Raw genomic sequence first — 14220 nt, forward strand, 5'->3', positions numbered from 1 at the left:
CCTGCAGCCACAAACGACGCCGCTAGACTGGGTCGCGTGCCTTGTCGGCACGTGCCCGAGGGCCGAATGAGGAGAAACCATGAGTGACATTGACGCCACAGTGCGTGCCGCCACGCAGGACGACCTCGCGACCATCCGCACCTTTCCCCATGGCGACGAGGTCGATGTCATCTTCGCGGCCACGCAGGTCGGCGAGGCCATCATCGCCGTCGTCGAGGCCGACAAGCAGGTCATCGCCTCGGCGGTGCTCGACCTGATCAGCCCGCTGCGTCCCGAGGTCAAGCGCATCTGGGTCACCGAGAAGTCGCGCCGCCGTGGTCTGGGCACGGCCATGACGATGTGGCTCGAGCAGCAGGCCCGCCAGCTCGGATTCGACGCCACCCAGATGGCGATCGACCCGCAGAACGAGAAGGCGATCCCGATGGCGATCGACCTCGGCTATTCCGCCACGGGCGACCACCTGTTCATCGACCAGCCCGACCCGTTCCAGGTCGAGGACCCCGAAGAGGCCAGCGACTTCTTCGCGATCTATCGCAAGTCACTCACGATGAGCTGAGGCCCAGCACTTCGCGGGTGCGTTCCACATCCGCGCCGATCTGGGCGATCAGCGATTCCAGGCCCTCGAACTTGACGTTGCCGCGCAGCCTTTCGACGAAGTCCACGTGCACCGTGCGCCCGTACAGGTTGAGGTCGTCCCGGTCGAGCACGTACGCCTCGACCACCACGTCGGGCACGTCGTCGAACGTTGGGTTCGTGCCCACCGAGATGGACGCCGGCATGCGCTCGGCCTCACCATCGACCGTCAGCCAGCCGGCGTAGACCCCGTCGCCTGGGGCGGCATGCCCGCGCTCGACCGGCAGGTTCGCCGTCGGGAAGCCCAGCTCTCGTCCCCGCTGGTGCCCCATGACCACCACCCCGGAATACCGGAACGGCCGCCCCAGGTGCACCGCGGCCTCGCTGACCTCACCGTGTGACAGCGCCTCGCGCACCAGCGTCGAGCACGTCGCGGCGTCGTGCACTTCACTGAGGTGCACCTCGTGCACCTGGAAGCGCCCCTCACCCAGCTCGCGCAGGGTCTCGACGGTGCCCGCCGCCTTCTTGCCGAATGTGAAGTTGGCGCCGACGCAGACCACCGCGGGGTGCAGCGGCATGAGCGTGCGGTCGACGAACTCGGCGGGGCTCCAGCCCATGACGTCGCGGGTGAACGGCAACACCCGCACCTCGGCGGCGCCGGCGGCCCGCAACAACTCGATGCGGTCGGGCAGGTTGGTCAGCAGCGGCGGCTCGGTGCCGGGCCTGATGATGCTCTGCGGGTGCGGCCAGAACGTCACCACCACCAGCGGCAGCCCCGGGGCCTGCGCCTGCGCCTCGGCGAGCAGGTTCACATGCCCCTGGTGGACGCCGTCGAAGTTGCCGATGACGACAATGCTCTGGCGAGGGGTCGGCTGGGGTGTGGTCGAATCTTGCTGCACGGTCGCTGATTCTAGAGCAGTACGGCCAGTGGCTTCGTCCAGCCGGGACGATCTGGGTCGGGCTCGTGCAGCGCGACCAGTTCTCCCCCGGGCTGGGCAGCCGTCGGGCCGATCAGGGCGGTCGGGTGGCCGGTGACCTGCAATGGCAGCGCGCGACCGTAGCCGACGTCGACGACCTGTTCGGCCGAGACCTCGACCCAGTCGAACGCGGTGCGCCCCACCTCGGCCATCGGCGTGACGTGCACAGGCTCGTCCGAGTCGAGGTTCGGGGGGTCGGCTGGCAGCTCGAAACCGCCGATGCGGGTGCGGCGCAGCATCGTCAGGTGCCCACCCACATCCTGCCCATCCACCACCAGCGCCGCACCAAGGTCGCGCGCCAGCGCCCGGATGTAGGTGCCCGACGAGCAATCGACGACCACGTCGAGGTCAAGGAAGTCCCCCACCATCCGACGACCGGTCACCTCGAACCGGGTCACCTCGACCGAACGGGCCTTCAACTCGACCTCGTGCCCAGCCCTGACAAGGGCATACGCCCGCTTGCCGTCCACCTTGATGGCCGAAACGCTGCTCGGCACCTGCTCGATGCGCCCCCGCAGCGGTGCCATGGCCGCTTCGATGGTCGCATCATCGAGGTGTGCCACCGGCACCACCGGCGACAACTCCCCCTCGGCATCGTCGGTGGTCGACGACTGCCCCAACCGAATCGTCGCGAGGTAGGTCTTGTCATGCCCCGCCAGGTGGCCCAGCAGCCGGGTGGCCCGGTTGACTCCGATGATCAGCAGGCCAGTGGCCATGGGGTCGAGTGTGCCGGCATGACCAATCTTGCGGGTGCCGAGCAGCCGACGCATGCGGCCGACGACCTGGTGTGACGTCCAGCCCTGGGGTTTGTCGACCAGGACGATGCCTGATTCGGTGGGGCTCACCAGCTCAGCGCCCGTCCTCGTCATCAGCCTCGTCCTCGTCATCACGCTTGTACGGGTCAGCCTCACCCGCATAGGACGCGTCGGCCGCCTGCGCCTGCAGTTCGGCATCGCGGCGGCGGGTCTGCGCCAACAGGTCCTCCATGGCGCGGGCGTTGTCCATGGTGGCGTCCAGCACGAACGCCAGCGTCGGCGCGAACCGCAACCCGAGCCGTTTGCCGACGGTCGAGCGCAGCAGCCCGCTGGCCGAGGCGAGCGCCGCCGCGGTGGCGGCACGGTCCTCTTCGGACCCCATGACGGTGTAGAAGATGGTGGCATCACGCGAGTCGCCGGTCAGGCGCACGTCGGTGATGGTGATGAACCCCAGGCGGGGGTCCTTGATGCGCCGCTCGAGGGTCTCGGCGACGACGACCTTGATCTGGTCGGCCAGCTTGGCGACGCGGGGGTTCGAGCTCATGGCTTCCTCCAGAAAATGTGCGTATCGGTGTTGCGGTGGACAGGCGTGGGGCGGGGTTGTCGCCCCGCCCCACAGCCTGTCCGGTTCACATCAGTCGCGCGGCTTCTCGACCATCTCGTAGGTCTCGATCTCGTCGCCGACCTGGATGTCGCCGAAGTGGTCGAGCGTCAAACCACACTCGTAGCCCTCGCGCACCTCGGTGACGTCGTCCTTCTCGCGGCGCAGCGACGCGATGCTGGTCTCTTTGAGCACGACGCCGTCGCGCAGCAGGCGAGCCTTGGCATTGCGCCGCAGCAGGCCCGACGTGACCATACAGCCGGCGATGTTGCCGAACTTGGACGAGCGGAAGACCTCGCGGATCTCGGCACGACCCATCTGCTTCTCTTCGTAGATCGGCTTGAGCATGCCCTTGAGCGCCGCCTCGATCTCGTCGATCGCCGAGTAGATGACCGAGTAGTAGCGGATGTCGACGTTCTCGCGGTCGGCCATCTGGTTGGCGTGGGCCGTGGGGCGCACGTTGAAGCCGATGATCACCGCCTTGGACGCCGCAGCCAGCGATACGTTGGCCTCGGTGATGGCGCCGACGCCGCGGTCGATGACGCGCAGCGACACCTCGTCGCCGACATCGATCTTCGACAGCGCATCTTCGAGGGCTTCGACCGAACCGGCGCCGTCGCCCTTGAGGATGAGCAGCAGCTCCTGGGTCTCGCCCTTCTCGAGCTGTTCGAACAGCTGGTCGAGGGTCTTGCGACGCGAACCGGCGGCCTGGGCCGCGGCACGCATGCGTGCCTCACGCTTGTCAGCGATTTGGCGGGCCTTGCGGTCGTCCTCGACAACCAGGAAGTTGTCGCCGGCGCCGGGAACGCTCGTCAGGCCCAACACCTGCACGGGCATCGACGGCGGGGCCTCGTCCACGTTCTCGCCAAGGTCGTTGATCAGCGCACGCACACGACCGTGTGCCGAGCCGGCCACGATCGAGTCGCCGATGCGCAACGTACCGCGCTGCACCAGGGCGGTGGCCACGGGGCCACGACCCTTGTCGAGGTGCGCCTCGATCGCCACACCCTGGGCGGGCATGTTCGGGTTGGCGCGCAGGTCGAGTGCCGCGTCGGCGGTCAGCACGACCGCCTCGAGCAGTTCGTCCATGCCCTCACCGGTCAGTGCCGAGACGTTGACGAACATGGTGTCGCCGCCGTATTCCTCGGGCACCAGGCCGAATTCGGTCAGCTGGCCACGCACCTTGTCAGGATCGGCGGTCGGCTTGTCGATCTTGTTCACCGCCACCACGACGGGTACGTCAGCGGCCTTGGCGTGGTTGAACGCCTCGATCGTCTGCGGCATCACACCGTCGTCGGCAGCAACCACCAGCACGGCGATGTCGGTCGACTTCGCACCACGGGCACGCATCTGGGTGAACGCCTCGTGGCCGGGGGTGTCGATGAAGGTGATCTTGCGTTCGACCTCGTCGACAACGGTCTCGACCTGGTAGGCGCCGATGGCCTGGGTGATGCCACCCGCCTCTTTGCCGGCCACGTTGGCCGAACGCAGGTAGTCGAGCAGCTTGGTCTTGCCGTGGTCGACGTGGCCCATGACAGTCACGACCGGCGGACGTGCCTCGAGGTCCTCTTCGCCGCCCTCGTCCTCACCGAACTCCAGGTCGAAGCTCTCGAGCAGTTCGCGGTCCTCGTCCTCGGGCGAGACGACCTCGATGCTGTAGTTCAGCTCGGCGCCCAGCACCTGCAGGGTCTCGTCCGAGACCGACTGCGTGGCCGTGACCATCTCACCGAGGTTGAACAACACCTGCACCAACGATGCGGGCTCGACGCCGATCTTCTCAGCGAGGTCGGTCAGTGAAGCTCCGCGGCGCAGGCGAACGGTAGAACCGTCGCCCTGGCGCACGCGCACGCCGCCAATCAGCGGCGCCTCCATCTGGTCGAATTCCTGCCTGCGCTGCTTCTTGGACTTGCGTCCACGGCGACCCCCGGCACCTCCGCGACCGAAGGCACCCTGGGTGCCACCACGACCGCCACGGCCACCGCGACCGGCGCCACCCGCAGGTGCGCCGCCACCGGGACCGCCGGCGAAACCGCCGCCGCCACCGCCGGGGCCACCACGACCGGGTGCGCCACCGGGGCCACCACGTCGGGGGCCACCACGGCCACCGCCGGCCCCGCGCTGCTGCGCCGGGGCAAGGGCAGACGACTGCTGCTTGGGCATCATCGCCGGGTTGGGGCGGGGCATGCCCGACGTTCCACCCGGACGAGGCATGCGCTGGCCGTCACCGGCCGGTGCACCGGCCCCACCGGGACGCGGGCCCGGACGGGCGCCGTCGCGGGCACCGGGACGGGGACCGCCCTGGCCTGCGCCACCCTCGGGGCGGGGACGACGCACGCCCATGCCCTGCGAGCTGGCGAAGGGGTTGTTGCCGGGGCGCGGGGCACCCTGCTGACGGGAACGCCCGCCACCGGGCTGCTGGGTCGGCAGACCGCCCGAACCACCGGGACGGGGGCCGGGGCGGGCACCGGGACGGGGCGCCTGGCCCTCACCGGACGGGCGGCCGGCGGCCTGGCCCGGTCGGGGTGCGGACTGGCCGGGACGCGGGGCACCCTGGCCGGGGCGCGGGGCACCCTGCCCGGGACGCGGCGCGGCGGCTGCGGGGCGGGCGGGCGCGTCGTCCGCACGTGCCGCCTCGGTGCGCGGCACCTCGGTGTTCTCGGCACCGGCGATCTTGGGGGTCGTCGCCGCGGGACGCGGCGCGGCGGGACGGGCACCCGGACGGGGTGCACCGGGGCGGGGTGCGGTCTGCTGACCGGCACCTGCCGCCGCAGGCTTGGGGGCGTCGGCAGACTTGGCCGACGGGGTCGCTGAGCCACCCTTTGCCTCGCCCTCGACGGCATCCTTCAGCCGACGGACGACGGGGGCTTCAACGGTGGAGGAAGCCGAGCGGACGAACTCGCCCATACCCTTCAGCTTCTCCAGGACATCCTTGCTTTCGAGTCCGAGCTCCTTTGCGAGCTCGTAGACACGGACCTTGGCCACTACTCTCCTTCAGGTCCGGTCGTTGACTCACCGGACCAGTTAGTTGTTGTTGCTGCTCATTGCTGGGTACTCATCGAGTGGTCATGAGCGTCAGCCCACCTTCTGGTTTCGCCACCGACGGTTGTTCACCGTGGTGGCGATTGCTTCACACCACACGCCGACCACACCGCGCAGGGCACGGTGGGCACGCAACATGGGGTGTCCGGACAAGCACCGGGCACACGAGGGCCCGATGCATCGCTCAGTTTAGCGCGATTGGGGCGGCAGAAGCCACTCGGATACCTGCCCGCCCAGGCCGGAGGTGTCAGCAGCGTGCCGGAAGCTCCTGGCGAAGCCGCCGCGTTTGACTGCCGCCTCGAGGCACTCGGGGCTCGGGTGCAGCCACGCGCCCCGTCCCGGCCGGGCCTGACGGGGGTCGGGGACGACGCGACTGCCCTCGAGCACGAACCGCACCAGGTCGCCCGCCGGCGCGGTCAACCGGCAGCCGACGCAGGTGCGTACAGGTGCGTTCACGCGGCCGGGTTCATTCGGCCTGGTCGTCGGCGGCGGGCTCGGTGTCGGGACGGATGTCGATGCGCCAGCCCGTCAACCGCGCGGCCAGACGCGCATTCTGCCCCTCGCGGCCGATCGCCAACGACAGCTGGTAGTCGGGCACGACCACCCGGGCGGCACGGGCGGCACGGTCGACGACCGTGACGCTGCTGACCTTGGCGGGTGACAGTGCCTGGGCGACGAACTCGGCCGGATCCTCCGACCAGTCGATGATGTCGATCTTTTCTTCGTTCAGCTCGTGCATCACCGCGCGCACCCGCTGGCCCATCGGGCCGATGCAGGCACCCTTGGCCGAGACATCGGCCCGCTTCGAGATCACCGCGATCTTGGTGCGGTGGCCGGCCTCGCGCGCGATCTCCTTGATCTCGACGACGCCCTGTTCGATCTCGGGAACCTCGAGTGCGAAAAGCTTCTTGACCAGGTTCGGGTGGGTGCGCGAGACGGTGACCTGGGGGCCCTTGAGCTCTTTGCGCACCGCGACGACATAGACTTTGATCCGCTTGCCGTGGCTGTAGTCCTCGCCCGGCACCTGCTCGGCCGCGGGCAGGAACGCCTCGATCTCGCCGAGGTCGACGCGCACCACGCGGGGGTCACGGTCCTGCTGGATGACACCGGTGACGATGTCGCCCTCGACGGCCTGGAACCTGCCGTACTTCTGGTCGTCCTCAGCCTCACGCAGCCGCTGGAAGATCACCTGGCGGGCGGTTGCGGCCGCGACCCGGCCGAAGTCGGCGGGCGTGTCGTCGTACCAGCTGACGATCTCGCCCTCGTCATCGCGCTCAGGTGCCATCACCCGCACGCGGCCGGTCTTGCGGTCGAGCTCGACACGCGCACCGGGGATGTGGTGCTCGGTCTTGTCGTACGCGTTGAGCATCGCGTCCTCGATGGCCCGGATCAGGTAATCAAGGGGAATCTCCTTGTCACGCTCGATCGCGCGCAGTGCAGACAGGTCGATGTCCATCGTTCAGTTCTCCTCGTCGTCCGAATCGTCGCCCGAATCGTCGCCCGAATCGTCGGTCGAATCGTCGCCCTCCACCTCGTCGTCCAGTTCGGGGTCGAACGGCCGGTTCAGCTCCACCTGCACCACGGCCTTGCGCACGTCGGCCAGGGCAATCTCACGGGTCTCTGGCGCAGGGTGCTTGACCTGCTTGGTGGGTTCGGGCGTGAACTCGACGGTCACAGCCTCGTCGGTGGACGAGAGGATGCGCGCGGTCAAAGAACCACCGTCGGCCAGGGACAGCTTGACCAGGCGCCCGCGGTTGCGGCGGTAGTGCTTGGGCTCGGTCAGTGGGGCGCTGGTGCCGCGGCTGGAAACCTCGAGGGTGTAGGGGGCATCACCGGTGGCGGTGGACTCGTCCAGGGCCTCGGAAATCGCGCGCGTCGCCGTGGCGATGTCATCGAGCAGCGGGCCGCGTCCCTTGGGGCCTTCGCCATCAACGGTGATGCGCAGCACACTGCGACGGCCGGCGGGAACGACCTGCAGGTGGTCGAGTTCGAGTCCGCGGGAGTCGAGCAACGGTTCGAGCAAGGCTTTGAGGGCAGCTTCATTCATCACGTTCAGGTCCCTTCTTCGGTTGTAGGTCTGGTTGTTCTGCAGTTGTGTGGTCCCCCATCCTAGCCCGGTCGGTAGGCTCAGCCGCGACCGAATGACGCAGACAACAGGGGCCCACATGCACGCCAACCCGCCCACCCGCATGGGACGACGCCTGCTGCTGTCTGCGGTCGCACTCGGTGCGACCGGGGCACTGGCCGGGTGCGGACGGTTCATCGACCCCGTGGTGCACGGCACGAACTCGATCACCCCGCCGCCGGCACCGCGCCCGGACCCCGAAGTGGTGGCAGCGGTGGCAGAACTGGGCGAACACCTGGCGCTGGTCACCTCGACCGCTGTTGCGGCCCAGCCGTGGGCGGCCGGGGTGGCCGCGATGTTGAACGCCCACCTCGAGGTGCTGCGCTCCCGCGACCCGCTGTCGGGCATGGCCACCCCGGAACCCTGGATCACCCCGGGGCCGGCGACCCTTCCGGCGGCGACCGGCGGTCCACAGGCCGAGGTCAGCGCCAGCGCCGCGAAACTGGCTGACGCCCATGCCGCCCGCGCTGACCAGGCGAGCACGCCGGCCGAGGTCTTGTTGTGGGGGTCACTGTCGCTGGCGACGCGGCTCAATGCCGGGCCCGGTCCCGCGGCCGTCGCTGGGGCACTCCCCCGCCCGGTGATGTTCGCCAGCCAGGCGGATGCCCGCAATGTGGTGCTGGGGCACCTGCATGCCCTGGCGCAGCTGCTCGAGATGGGCGTGGGTCGCCTGACGGGCCAAGCACGTGCCGCCCACGAGACCAGACTCACCCAGGTGCGGGCGCTGGTGGTGGGCGAACAGTCGATGATCCGGCAGCTGGGCGGTGACCCGGTGGCGCCGCTGCCGGGCTATTCATACCCCGGTCCGGTCGGCACCGACGCCCAACTCGGTGCGACCTGGGCCCTGGTGGAACGGCAGGTGTTCACCGCCTGGGGACCGGTGGTCGCCACAGCCGCCGCGAATGCTCGTCCGGGGGTGCTGGGGCTGATGCTCACCCAGGGTGCGGCGGTCAGGGCACGTGGGCTGGGCACCGCGTACTTTCCGGGCTGGGGCGCCTGAGGGGCTGCCGCGGGGTTCAGACGAACAGTTGCACCGTGTCCCAGCCCAGGCGCACCACCAGGATCGCGATGACGACCAGGAACACCCGGCGCACGAAGGCGCTGCCATGCTTGACCGCCATGGTCGCCCCCACGAAGCCGCCGGTCAGGTTGGCTGCAGCCATCGCGAGCCCCACCTGCCAGAAGATGTCGTGGCGCAGCACGGCGATGGCGGCGATGTTGGTGGTGAGGTTGGCCAGTTTGGCCATGGCCGAGGCCTGCAGGAACCCGTAGCCGAGCAGCGCCACCAGGCCGATGACGAAGAAGCTGCCGGTGCCGGGGCCCAGGAACCCGTCATAGACGCCGATCACCAGCCCGATGGCAGCCAGGATCGCCACCAGCTTCGGCCCGGTGTGGCGCACCTGATGCTGCAGCCCGAGCTGGGGTTTGCGCACGGTGTACAGGCCCACCCCGACCAGCGCCACCAGCACCACCGGGGTGAACGCCTCGCGTGGCATCAGGCTGACCAGCCGTGCCCCGATGGTTGACCCGATGTAGGCGGCGATGACAAGGGGTAACGCGTACCACCACCGCACCTGCACCTTGCGCACATAGGTGGCGGTGGCGACCAGCGTGCCGGCAAACGACGAGATCTTGTTGGTGCCGCTGATGGTCGGCACCGAGTGCTCGGGCAGGGCGATCAGCAGCGAGGGCAGCTGGATCAGCCCACCGCCGCCCACCACCGCGTCGACCCAGCCCGCGACCAGCGCCGCGAGCACCAGGAACGCGAGGGTGGTCCAGGCGATGTCCATCAGCGACCGATCTCGCGCAACACCTCACCCACGCCGTCGGCCAGCGCCACCGTGCGCGCCATGCCGGTGCGCCGGTCCCTGATCTCGATGTTGCCGTCTGCCAGCCCTCGTCCCACCACGATGCTCGTGGGGATGCCGAGCACCTCGGCATCGGCGAACTTCACCCCCGGCGAGGCCGTCCGGTCGTCAAGCAGCACGCTGACGTCGGCGACGTCGAGATCGTCGGCCAGTTGGGCGGCGGCAGCGGCGATCTCGTCGCCCTTGCCCGTGGCCAGCACCATCACGTCGAATGGGGCGACTTCGCGGGGCCAGCTCAGGCCCTTCTCATCACAGGTGCCCTCGGCAATGGCAGCGACCGCACGCGAGACACCCACACCGTAGGAGCCCATGGTGACGGTGACGAGCTTGCCGTTCTGGTCGAGCACCTTCAGGCCGAGCGCCTCGGCGTACTTGCGGCCGAGCTGAAAGATGTGGCCCATCTCGATGCCACGCGACAGGCTCATCGGCCCCGAGCCGTCGGGCGCGGGGTCACCCTCGCGCACCTCGGCGACGTCGATGGTGCCGTCGGCGCTGAAGTCACGACCGACGACCAGGTCATAGACGTGCTTGCCGGGCTCATTGGCGCCGGTGATCCAGCGGGTGCCAGCAACCACGCGGGGGTCGAGCAGGTAGCGCACCTTGGTGGTGCCCTCTTCACCGAGCACGGGCTGGGCCGAGCCGTCACCGCCCAGCGTCACGGGGCCGATGTAGCCCTTGACGAGCAGCGGGTTGGCGGCAAAGTCCTCGTCGGTGAACGGGGTCGCCTCAGCCGGCGCCACGGCCACCTCGAGGCGCTTGGGGTCGACCTCACGGTCGCCGGGCAGCCCGACCACCAGGGGTTCGGTGGTGCCGTCCAGGTGGCGCAGCATGAACAGCACGTTCTTGAGGGTGTCGGCCCCGGTCCATGGACGATCAGCGCGCGGCAGGTCGCGGTTGCTGAGCTCGACGAGGGCATCGATGGTGGCCGCATCCGGGGTGCCCTCGACATGGGCGTCGGGCTGGCCCTCGATGGGCAGCGGCTCGGGGGCGGGGGTGACCACGGCCTCGACGTTGGCGGCATAGCCGCCCGGCGAGCGGACGAAGGTGTCCTCACCGTTCTCGGCGACGGCCAGGAACTCCTCGGACGCCGAGCCGCCCATCGCACCGGCGTCGGCCTGGACGATGGCGTAGTCGAAACCGAGGCGGTCGAAAATGCGGATGTAGGCCTCACGGTGGGCCTGGTAGCTGGCCTCGAGCCCGGCATCGTCGATGTCGAAGCTGTAGGAGTCCTTCATGATGAACTCACGCCCACGCAGCAGCCCCGCGCGGGGGCGGGCCTCGTCGCGGTACTTGGTCTGGATCTGGTAGAGGCTCAGCGGCAGGTCCTTGTACGAGCGGTACAGGTCTTTGACCAGCAGCGTGAACATCTCTTCATGCGTGGGCCCGAGCAGCAGGTCATTGCCCTTGCGGTCGGCCAGCGTGAACAGGTTGTCGCCGTACTCGGTCCAGCGGTTGGTCTGCTCATAGGGCTCACGCGGCAGCAGTGCCGGGAAGTGCACCTCTTGCGCACCGATCCGGTTCATCTCTTCGCGGACGATCGCCTCGACCTTCTGCAGCACCGAAAGGCCCAGTGGCAGCCACGAATAGATGCCGGGAGCCGCACGGCGGATGTAGCCGGCGCGCACCAGCCAGCGGTGGCTGGGCACCTCGGCGTCCGCAGGGTCTTCGCGCAGGGTGCGCACGAACAGGGACGACATCCGCGTGATCACGAGGTGGGCCTTTCCAACAGTCAAGGGTCAATCGGTCGACGGTGTGCACGCGTCAGGGCGCAGCACATACCTGTGGCATGTTATCCCCCCGAACCCGGCTGCCCCGCGCCATCAGTCCAGGCAGAACTCGTTGCCCTCGGGGTCGAGCATGATGATGATGTCCTGGTCGAAGGCTTCGAAGCCCGGCCCGTCCGCGGGCCAGGGGTCGCGGCGGGTGGCGCCCAACCCACGCAGGCGCTCACATTCGGCCTCGAGTGCGGCGGTGCGGGCCTCGTCCGTGAGCCCGGGAGCGATGCGGACGTCGAGGTGCAGCCGGTTCTTGACCGTCTTGGGTTCGGGCACCCGCTGGAAGAACAGCCGGGGCCCGACTCCGGTCGGGTCGCTGCAGGCGCTGCGGGCGTTCCACAACACCTCGGGCACCCCTCGCGCGCCAAGGAAGTCGGGCCAGGACTCGAACCCGGGCGGCGGCGGGTCGACCTGGTAGCCCAGCGCCTCGGCCCAGAACCGGGCGAGCCGGTCGGGGTCGGCGCAGTCGAAGGTGACCTGGACTGTCTTGACGTCTGTCATGCGACTAGTACAGCACCGTCGCGTATTCCCCGATGGTGCGGAAACCGACTGCTTCATAGAGCCTGCGCGCCCTGGTGTTGAAGTCATTCACGTACAGCGACTGCCACGGGAACGTGGGTCGGACGAGGTCGACCACCGCCGCCATCGCCGGTTTCGAGACGCCCTGGCCGCGCAGCTCTTCGGCGAGCCACACCCCCTGGATCTGGCAGTAGGGGCCGAACGCCGCCCCGACGTCGGCCTTGAACAGCACCCGGTCGTCCTCGATGATGCCGAAGGCCCGCTGCCGCCTGATCAGGTCGACCACATAGCGCCGGTACGAGCCGCTCGGCTCGACCGGAGAAGTGCCCACCTCTTCGGTGTACATGGCCACCGCGGCCTCGTAGTAGGCGTCGACGTGGCGCATCGTGACCACCTCGACGCGGGGGTCGCCGGCGATCAGCGGCGCACCGTCGATCAGCATCAGGGGCTGGTGTGCCCGAATCTCGCGTGATCGGCGCCAACTGCCCCCCTGCCTGATCAGTGCCTCCCACATCAGCCGCACTTCGTCAGCCCTGCCCATGATCGACGACGAGGCACGGATGCCCCCGAGCCGGTGCGCGAACTGTTCGGCGATCTCGGCGTTGACCCCGACCGGCACGATGTTCGACCCGGCGTGGCACAACGCCACCAACTCGCCGTCGACCTCGTAGCCGTACACGTCGCAGCCAAGCCGCAACCTGTCGAGCCCATGGGCCGACACCCGGGCCAGCACGAACAGGTTCTCGATGGGGTTGGCCGTGAGCAGGCCCATGGCCTGTTCCATGTCGCTGCCCCCAAGCACCCGAACCCGGGTGCGCACCTCAGCCGACCCTGACGTCTGGACTGCCCACTTCGGGCATCTCGGCGGCCAGGCGGTTGGCCTCGGCGATCAGGGTGTCGACGATCTCGGATTCGGGCACCGTCTTGATGACCTCGCCCTTGACGAAGATCTGGCCCTTGCCGTTGCCACTGGCGACACCCAGGTCGGCCTCACGGGCCTCGCCGGGGCCGTTCACGACACAGCCCATGACGGCCACCCGCAGCGGCACGGTCATGCCCTCGAGGCCCTTGGTCACCTGTTCGGCGAGGGTGTAGACATCGACTTGGGCTCGTCCACAGCTGGGGCACGAGACAATCTCGAGGTGCCGCGGGCGCAGGTTCAGCGATTCGAGGATCTTGATGCCGACCTTGACCTCTTCGACGGGCGGTGCCGACAGCGAGACGCGGATGGTGTCGCCGATGCCCTTGGCCAGCAGCGCGCCGAACGCCACAGAGCTCTTGATGGTGCCCTGGAAGGCGGGACCGGCTTCGGTGACACCCAGGTGCAGCGGGTAGTCACATTTGCTGGCCAGCTCTTCATAGGCCTGCACCATCACCACCGGGTCGTGGTGCTTGACCGAGATCTTGAAATCCTGGAACCCGACCTCTTCGAACAGGCTGGCCTCCCACAGCGCCGACTCGACGAGCGCGGCCGGGGTCGGGGCGCCGTACTTGTCGAGCAGGCGCTTGTCGAGCGACCCGGCGTTCACGCCGATGCGGATCGAGACGCCGGCGTCGGTCGCCGCCTTGGCGATGTCGGCGATCTTGTCGTCGAACTGCTTGATGTTGCCCGGGTTAACCCTGACGGCCGCACAGCCGGCCTCGATGGCGGCGAACACGTAGCGCGGCTGGAAGTGGATGTCGGCGATCACCGGGATCTGCGACTTCTTGGCGATGATGGGCAGTGCCTCGGCGTCGTCCTGGCTGGGCACGGCGACGCGGACGATGTCGCACCCCGAGGCGGTGAGCTCGGCGATCTGCTGCAGCGTGGCATTGATGTCGGTCGTCTTGGTGGTGGTCATCGACTGCACCGAGATCGGCGCGTCACCGCCCACCAGGACCTTGCCAACCTTGATCTGTCGGGTCGTGCGTCGAGGGGCCAACACAGGTGCAGGACGTGCAGGCATGCCAAGGTCAATGCTCATGCGCCATAGCGTACCCCCCGCGAA

General features: G+C 68.8%; 14 protein-coding genes. 2 read left to right on the forward strand and 12 right to left on the reverse strand.

The features are described from left to right. Positions 1 to 79: 79 nt before the first annotated feature. On the forward strand, positions 80 to 556 hold the full coding sequence (locus ACQCX5_RS12105) for a GNAT family N-acetyltransferase (protein ID WP_434542286.1): 477 nt from the start codon (positions 80 to 82) through the stop codon (positions 554 to 556). Here ACQCX5_RS12105 and ACQCX5_RS12110 read toward each other — a convergent pair. The 7 genes from ACQCX5_RS12110 to rimP form a co-directional block, all read right to left on the reverse strand. Then, positions 543 to 1472 (reverse strand): bifunctional riboflavin kinase/FAD synthetase, encoded by a 930-nt coding sequence (locus ACQCX5_RS12110; RefSeq protein ID WP_434542288.1) that lies wholly within the window; start codon positions 1470 to 1472, stop codon positions 543 to 545. The two genes, ACQCX5_RS12105 and ACQCX5_RS12110, sit on opposite strands and share 14 nt — an antisense overlap. Before the next feature lie 11 nt (positions 1473 to 1483). Next, positions 1484 to 2395, reverse strand: coding sequence for a tRNA pseudouridine(55) synthase TruB (truB, locus tag ACQCX5_RS12115; RefSeq protein WP_434542415.1), 912 nt, complete (start codon positions 2393 to 2395; stop codon positions 1484 to 1486). A gap of 4 nt (positions 2396 to 2399) precedes the next feature. Next, positions 2400 to 2849, reverse strand: coding sequence for a 30S ribosome-binding factor RbfA (rbfA, locus tag ACQCX5_RS12120; protein WP_434542289.1), 450 nt, complete (start codon positions 2847 to 2849; stop codon positions 2400 to 2402). 90 nt (positions 2850 to 2939) lie between these two features. Further along, entirely contained in the window at positions 2940 to 5888 is a 2949-nt protein-coding gene (infB, locus tag ACQCX5_RS12125; RefSeq protein ID WP_434542290.1) for a translation initiation factor IF-2, read from the reverse strand. Between the two features lie 246 nt (positions 5889 to 6134). Further along, on the reverse strand, positions 6135 to 6401 hold the full coding sequence (locus tag ACQCX5_RS12130; protein ID WP_434542291.1) for a YlxR family protein: 267 nt from the start codon (positions 6399 to 6401) through the stop codon (positions 6135 to 6137). A 10-nt stretch (positions 6402 to 6411) separates the two neighbouring features. Then, positions 6412 to 7401 carry a transcription termination factor NusA gene (gene nusA / locus ACQCX5_RS12135; protein ID WP_434542292.1) on the reverse strand — a complete coding sequence of 330 codons (990 nt, stop codon included), beginning with the start codon at positions 7399 to 7401 and terminating at the stop codon, positions 6412 to 6414. Between the two features lie 3 nt (positions 7402 to 7404). Further along, complete coding sequence (rimP, locus tag ACQCX5_RS12140) at positions 7405 to 7992, reverse strand: ribosome maturation factor RimP (protein WP_434542293.1); 588 nt, start codon at positions 7990 to 7992, stop codon at positions 7405 to 7407. A 118-nt stretch (positions 7993 to 8110) separates the two neighbouring features. Between rimP and ACQCX5_RS12145 the strand changes: the two genes are divergently transcribed. Continuing rightward, positions 8111 to 9070, forward strand: coding sequence for a DUF4439 domain-containing protein (locus ACQCX5_RS12145; protein ID WP_434542294.1), 960 nt, complete (start codon positions 8111 to 8113; stop codon positions 9068 to 9070). 16 nt (positions 9071 to 9086) lie between these two features. On the opposite strand, the gene ACQCX5_RS12150 is transcribed toward ACQCX5_RS12145, so the two are convergent. The 5 genes from ACQCX5_RS12150 to ispG all read right to left on the reverse strand — a co-directional run bounded on the left by ACQCX5_RS12150 (position 9087) and on the right by ispG (position 14196). Next, the gene (locus ACQCX5_RS12150) at positions 9087 to 9860 is read right to left on the reverse strand and encodes a sulfite exporter TauE/SafE family protein (RefSeq protein WP_434542295.1); all 774 of its coding nucleotides are present in this window, start codon (positions 9858 to 9860) and stop codon (positions 9087 to 9089) included. Further along, a complete protein-coding gene (locus tag ACQCX5_RS12155; protein ID WP_434542416.1) occupies positions 9860 to 11635 on the reverse strand; it encodes a proline--tRNA ligase in 1776 nt (591 codons plus the stop codon). The genes ACQCX5_RS12150 and ACQCX5_RS12155 overlap by 1 nt, the downstream gene beginning before the upstream one ends. Positions 11636 to 11758: 123 nt before the next feature. Continuing rightward, positions 11759 to 12214: a VOC family protein gene (locus tag ACQCX5_RS12160; RefSeq protein WP_434542296.1), complete on the reverse strand. Its 456-nt coding sequence runs from the start codon at positions 12212 to 12214 to the stop codon at positions 11759 to 11761. A gap of 4 nt (positions 12215 to 12218) precedes the next feature. Beyond that, positions 12219 to 13052 carry a GNAT family N-acetyltransferase gene (locus ACQCX5_RS12165; RefSeq protein WP_434542297.1) on the reverse strand — a complete coding sequence of 278 codons (834 nt, stop codon included), beginning with the start codon at positions 13050 to 13052 and terminating at the stop codon, positions 12219 to 12221. Between the two features lies 1 nt (position 13053). Next, positions 13054 to 14196: a flavodoxin-dependent (E)-4-hydroxy-3-methylbut-2-enyl-diphosphate synthase gene (ispG, locus tag ACQCX5_RS12170; RefSeq protein WP_434542298.1), complete on the reverse strand. Its 1143-nt coding sequence runs from the start codon at positions 14194 to 14196 to the stop codon at positions 13054 to 13056. Between the last annotated feature and the right edge of the window lie 24 nt (positions 14197 to 14220).

Source organism: Aestuariimicrobium sp. G57, assembly GCF_050110855.1.
GTDB lineage: Bacteria > Actinomycetota > Actinomycetes > Propionibacteriales > Propionibacteriaceae > Aestuariimicrobium.

Coding starts and splice junctions, on each gene's coding strand:
- ACQCX5_RS12105 (WP_434542286.1), top strand. CDS start 80: ATGAGTGACATTGACGCCACAGTGCGTGCCGCCACGCAGGACGACCTC.
- rbfA (WP_434542289.1), bottom strand. CDS start 2,849: ATGAGCTCGAACCCCCGCGTCGCCAAGCTGGCCGACCAGATCAAGGTC.
- nusA (WP_434542292.1), bottom strand. CDS start 7,401: ATGGACATCGACCTGTCTGCACTGCGCGCGATCGAGCGTGACAAGGAG.
- rimP (WP_434542293.1), bottom strand. CDS start 7,992: ATGAATGAAGCTGCCCTCAAAGCCTTGCTCGAACCGTTGCTCGACTCC.
- ACQCX5_RS12145 (WP_434542294.1), top strand. CDS start 8,111: ATGCACGCCAACCCGCCCACCCGCATGGGACGACGCCTGCTGCTGTCT.
- ACQCX5_RS12150 (WP_434542295.1), bottom strand. CDS start 9,860: ATGGACATCGCCTGGACCACCCTCGCGTTCCTGGTGCTCGCGGCGCTG.
- ACQCX5_RS12155 (WP_434542416.1), bottom strand. CDS start 11,635: ATGTCGTCCCTGTTCGTGCGCACCCTGCGCGAAGACCCTGCGGACGCC.
- ACQCX5_RS12160 (WP_434542296.1), bottom strand. CDS start 12,214: ATGACAGACGTCAAGACAGTCCAGGTCACCTTCGACTGCGCCGACCCC.
- ispG (WP_434542298.1), bottom strand. CDS start 14,196: ATGAGCATTGACCTTGGCATGCCTGCACGTCCTGCACCTGTGTTGGCC.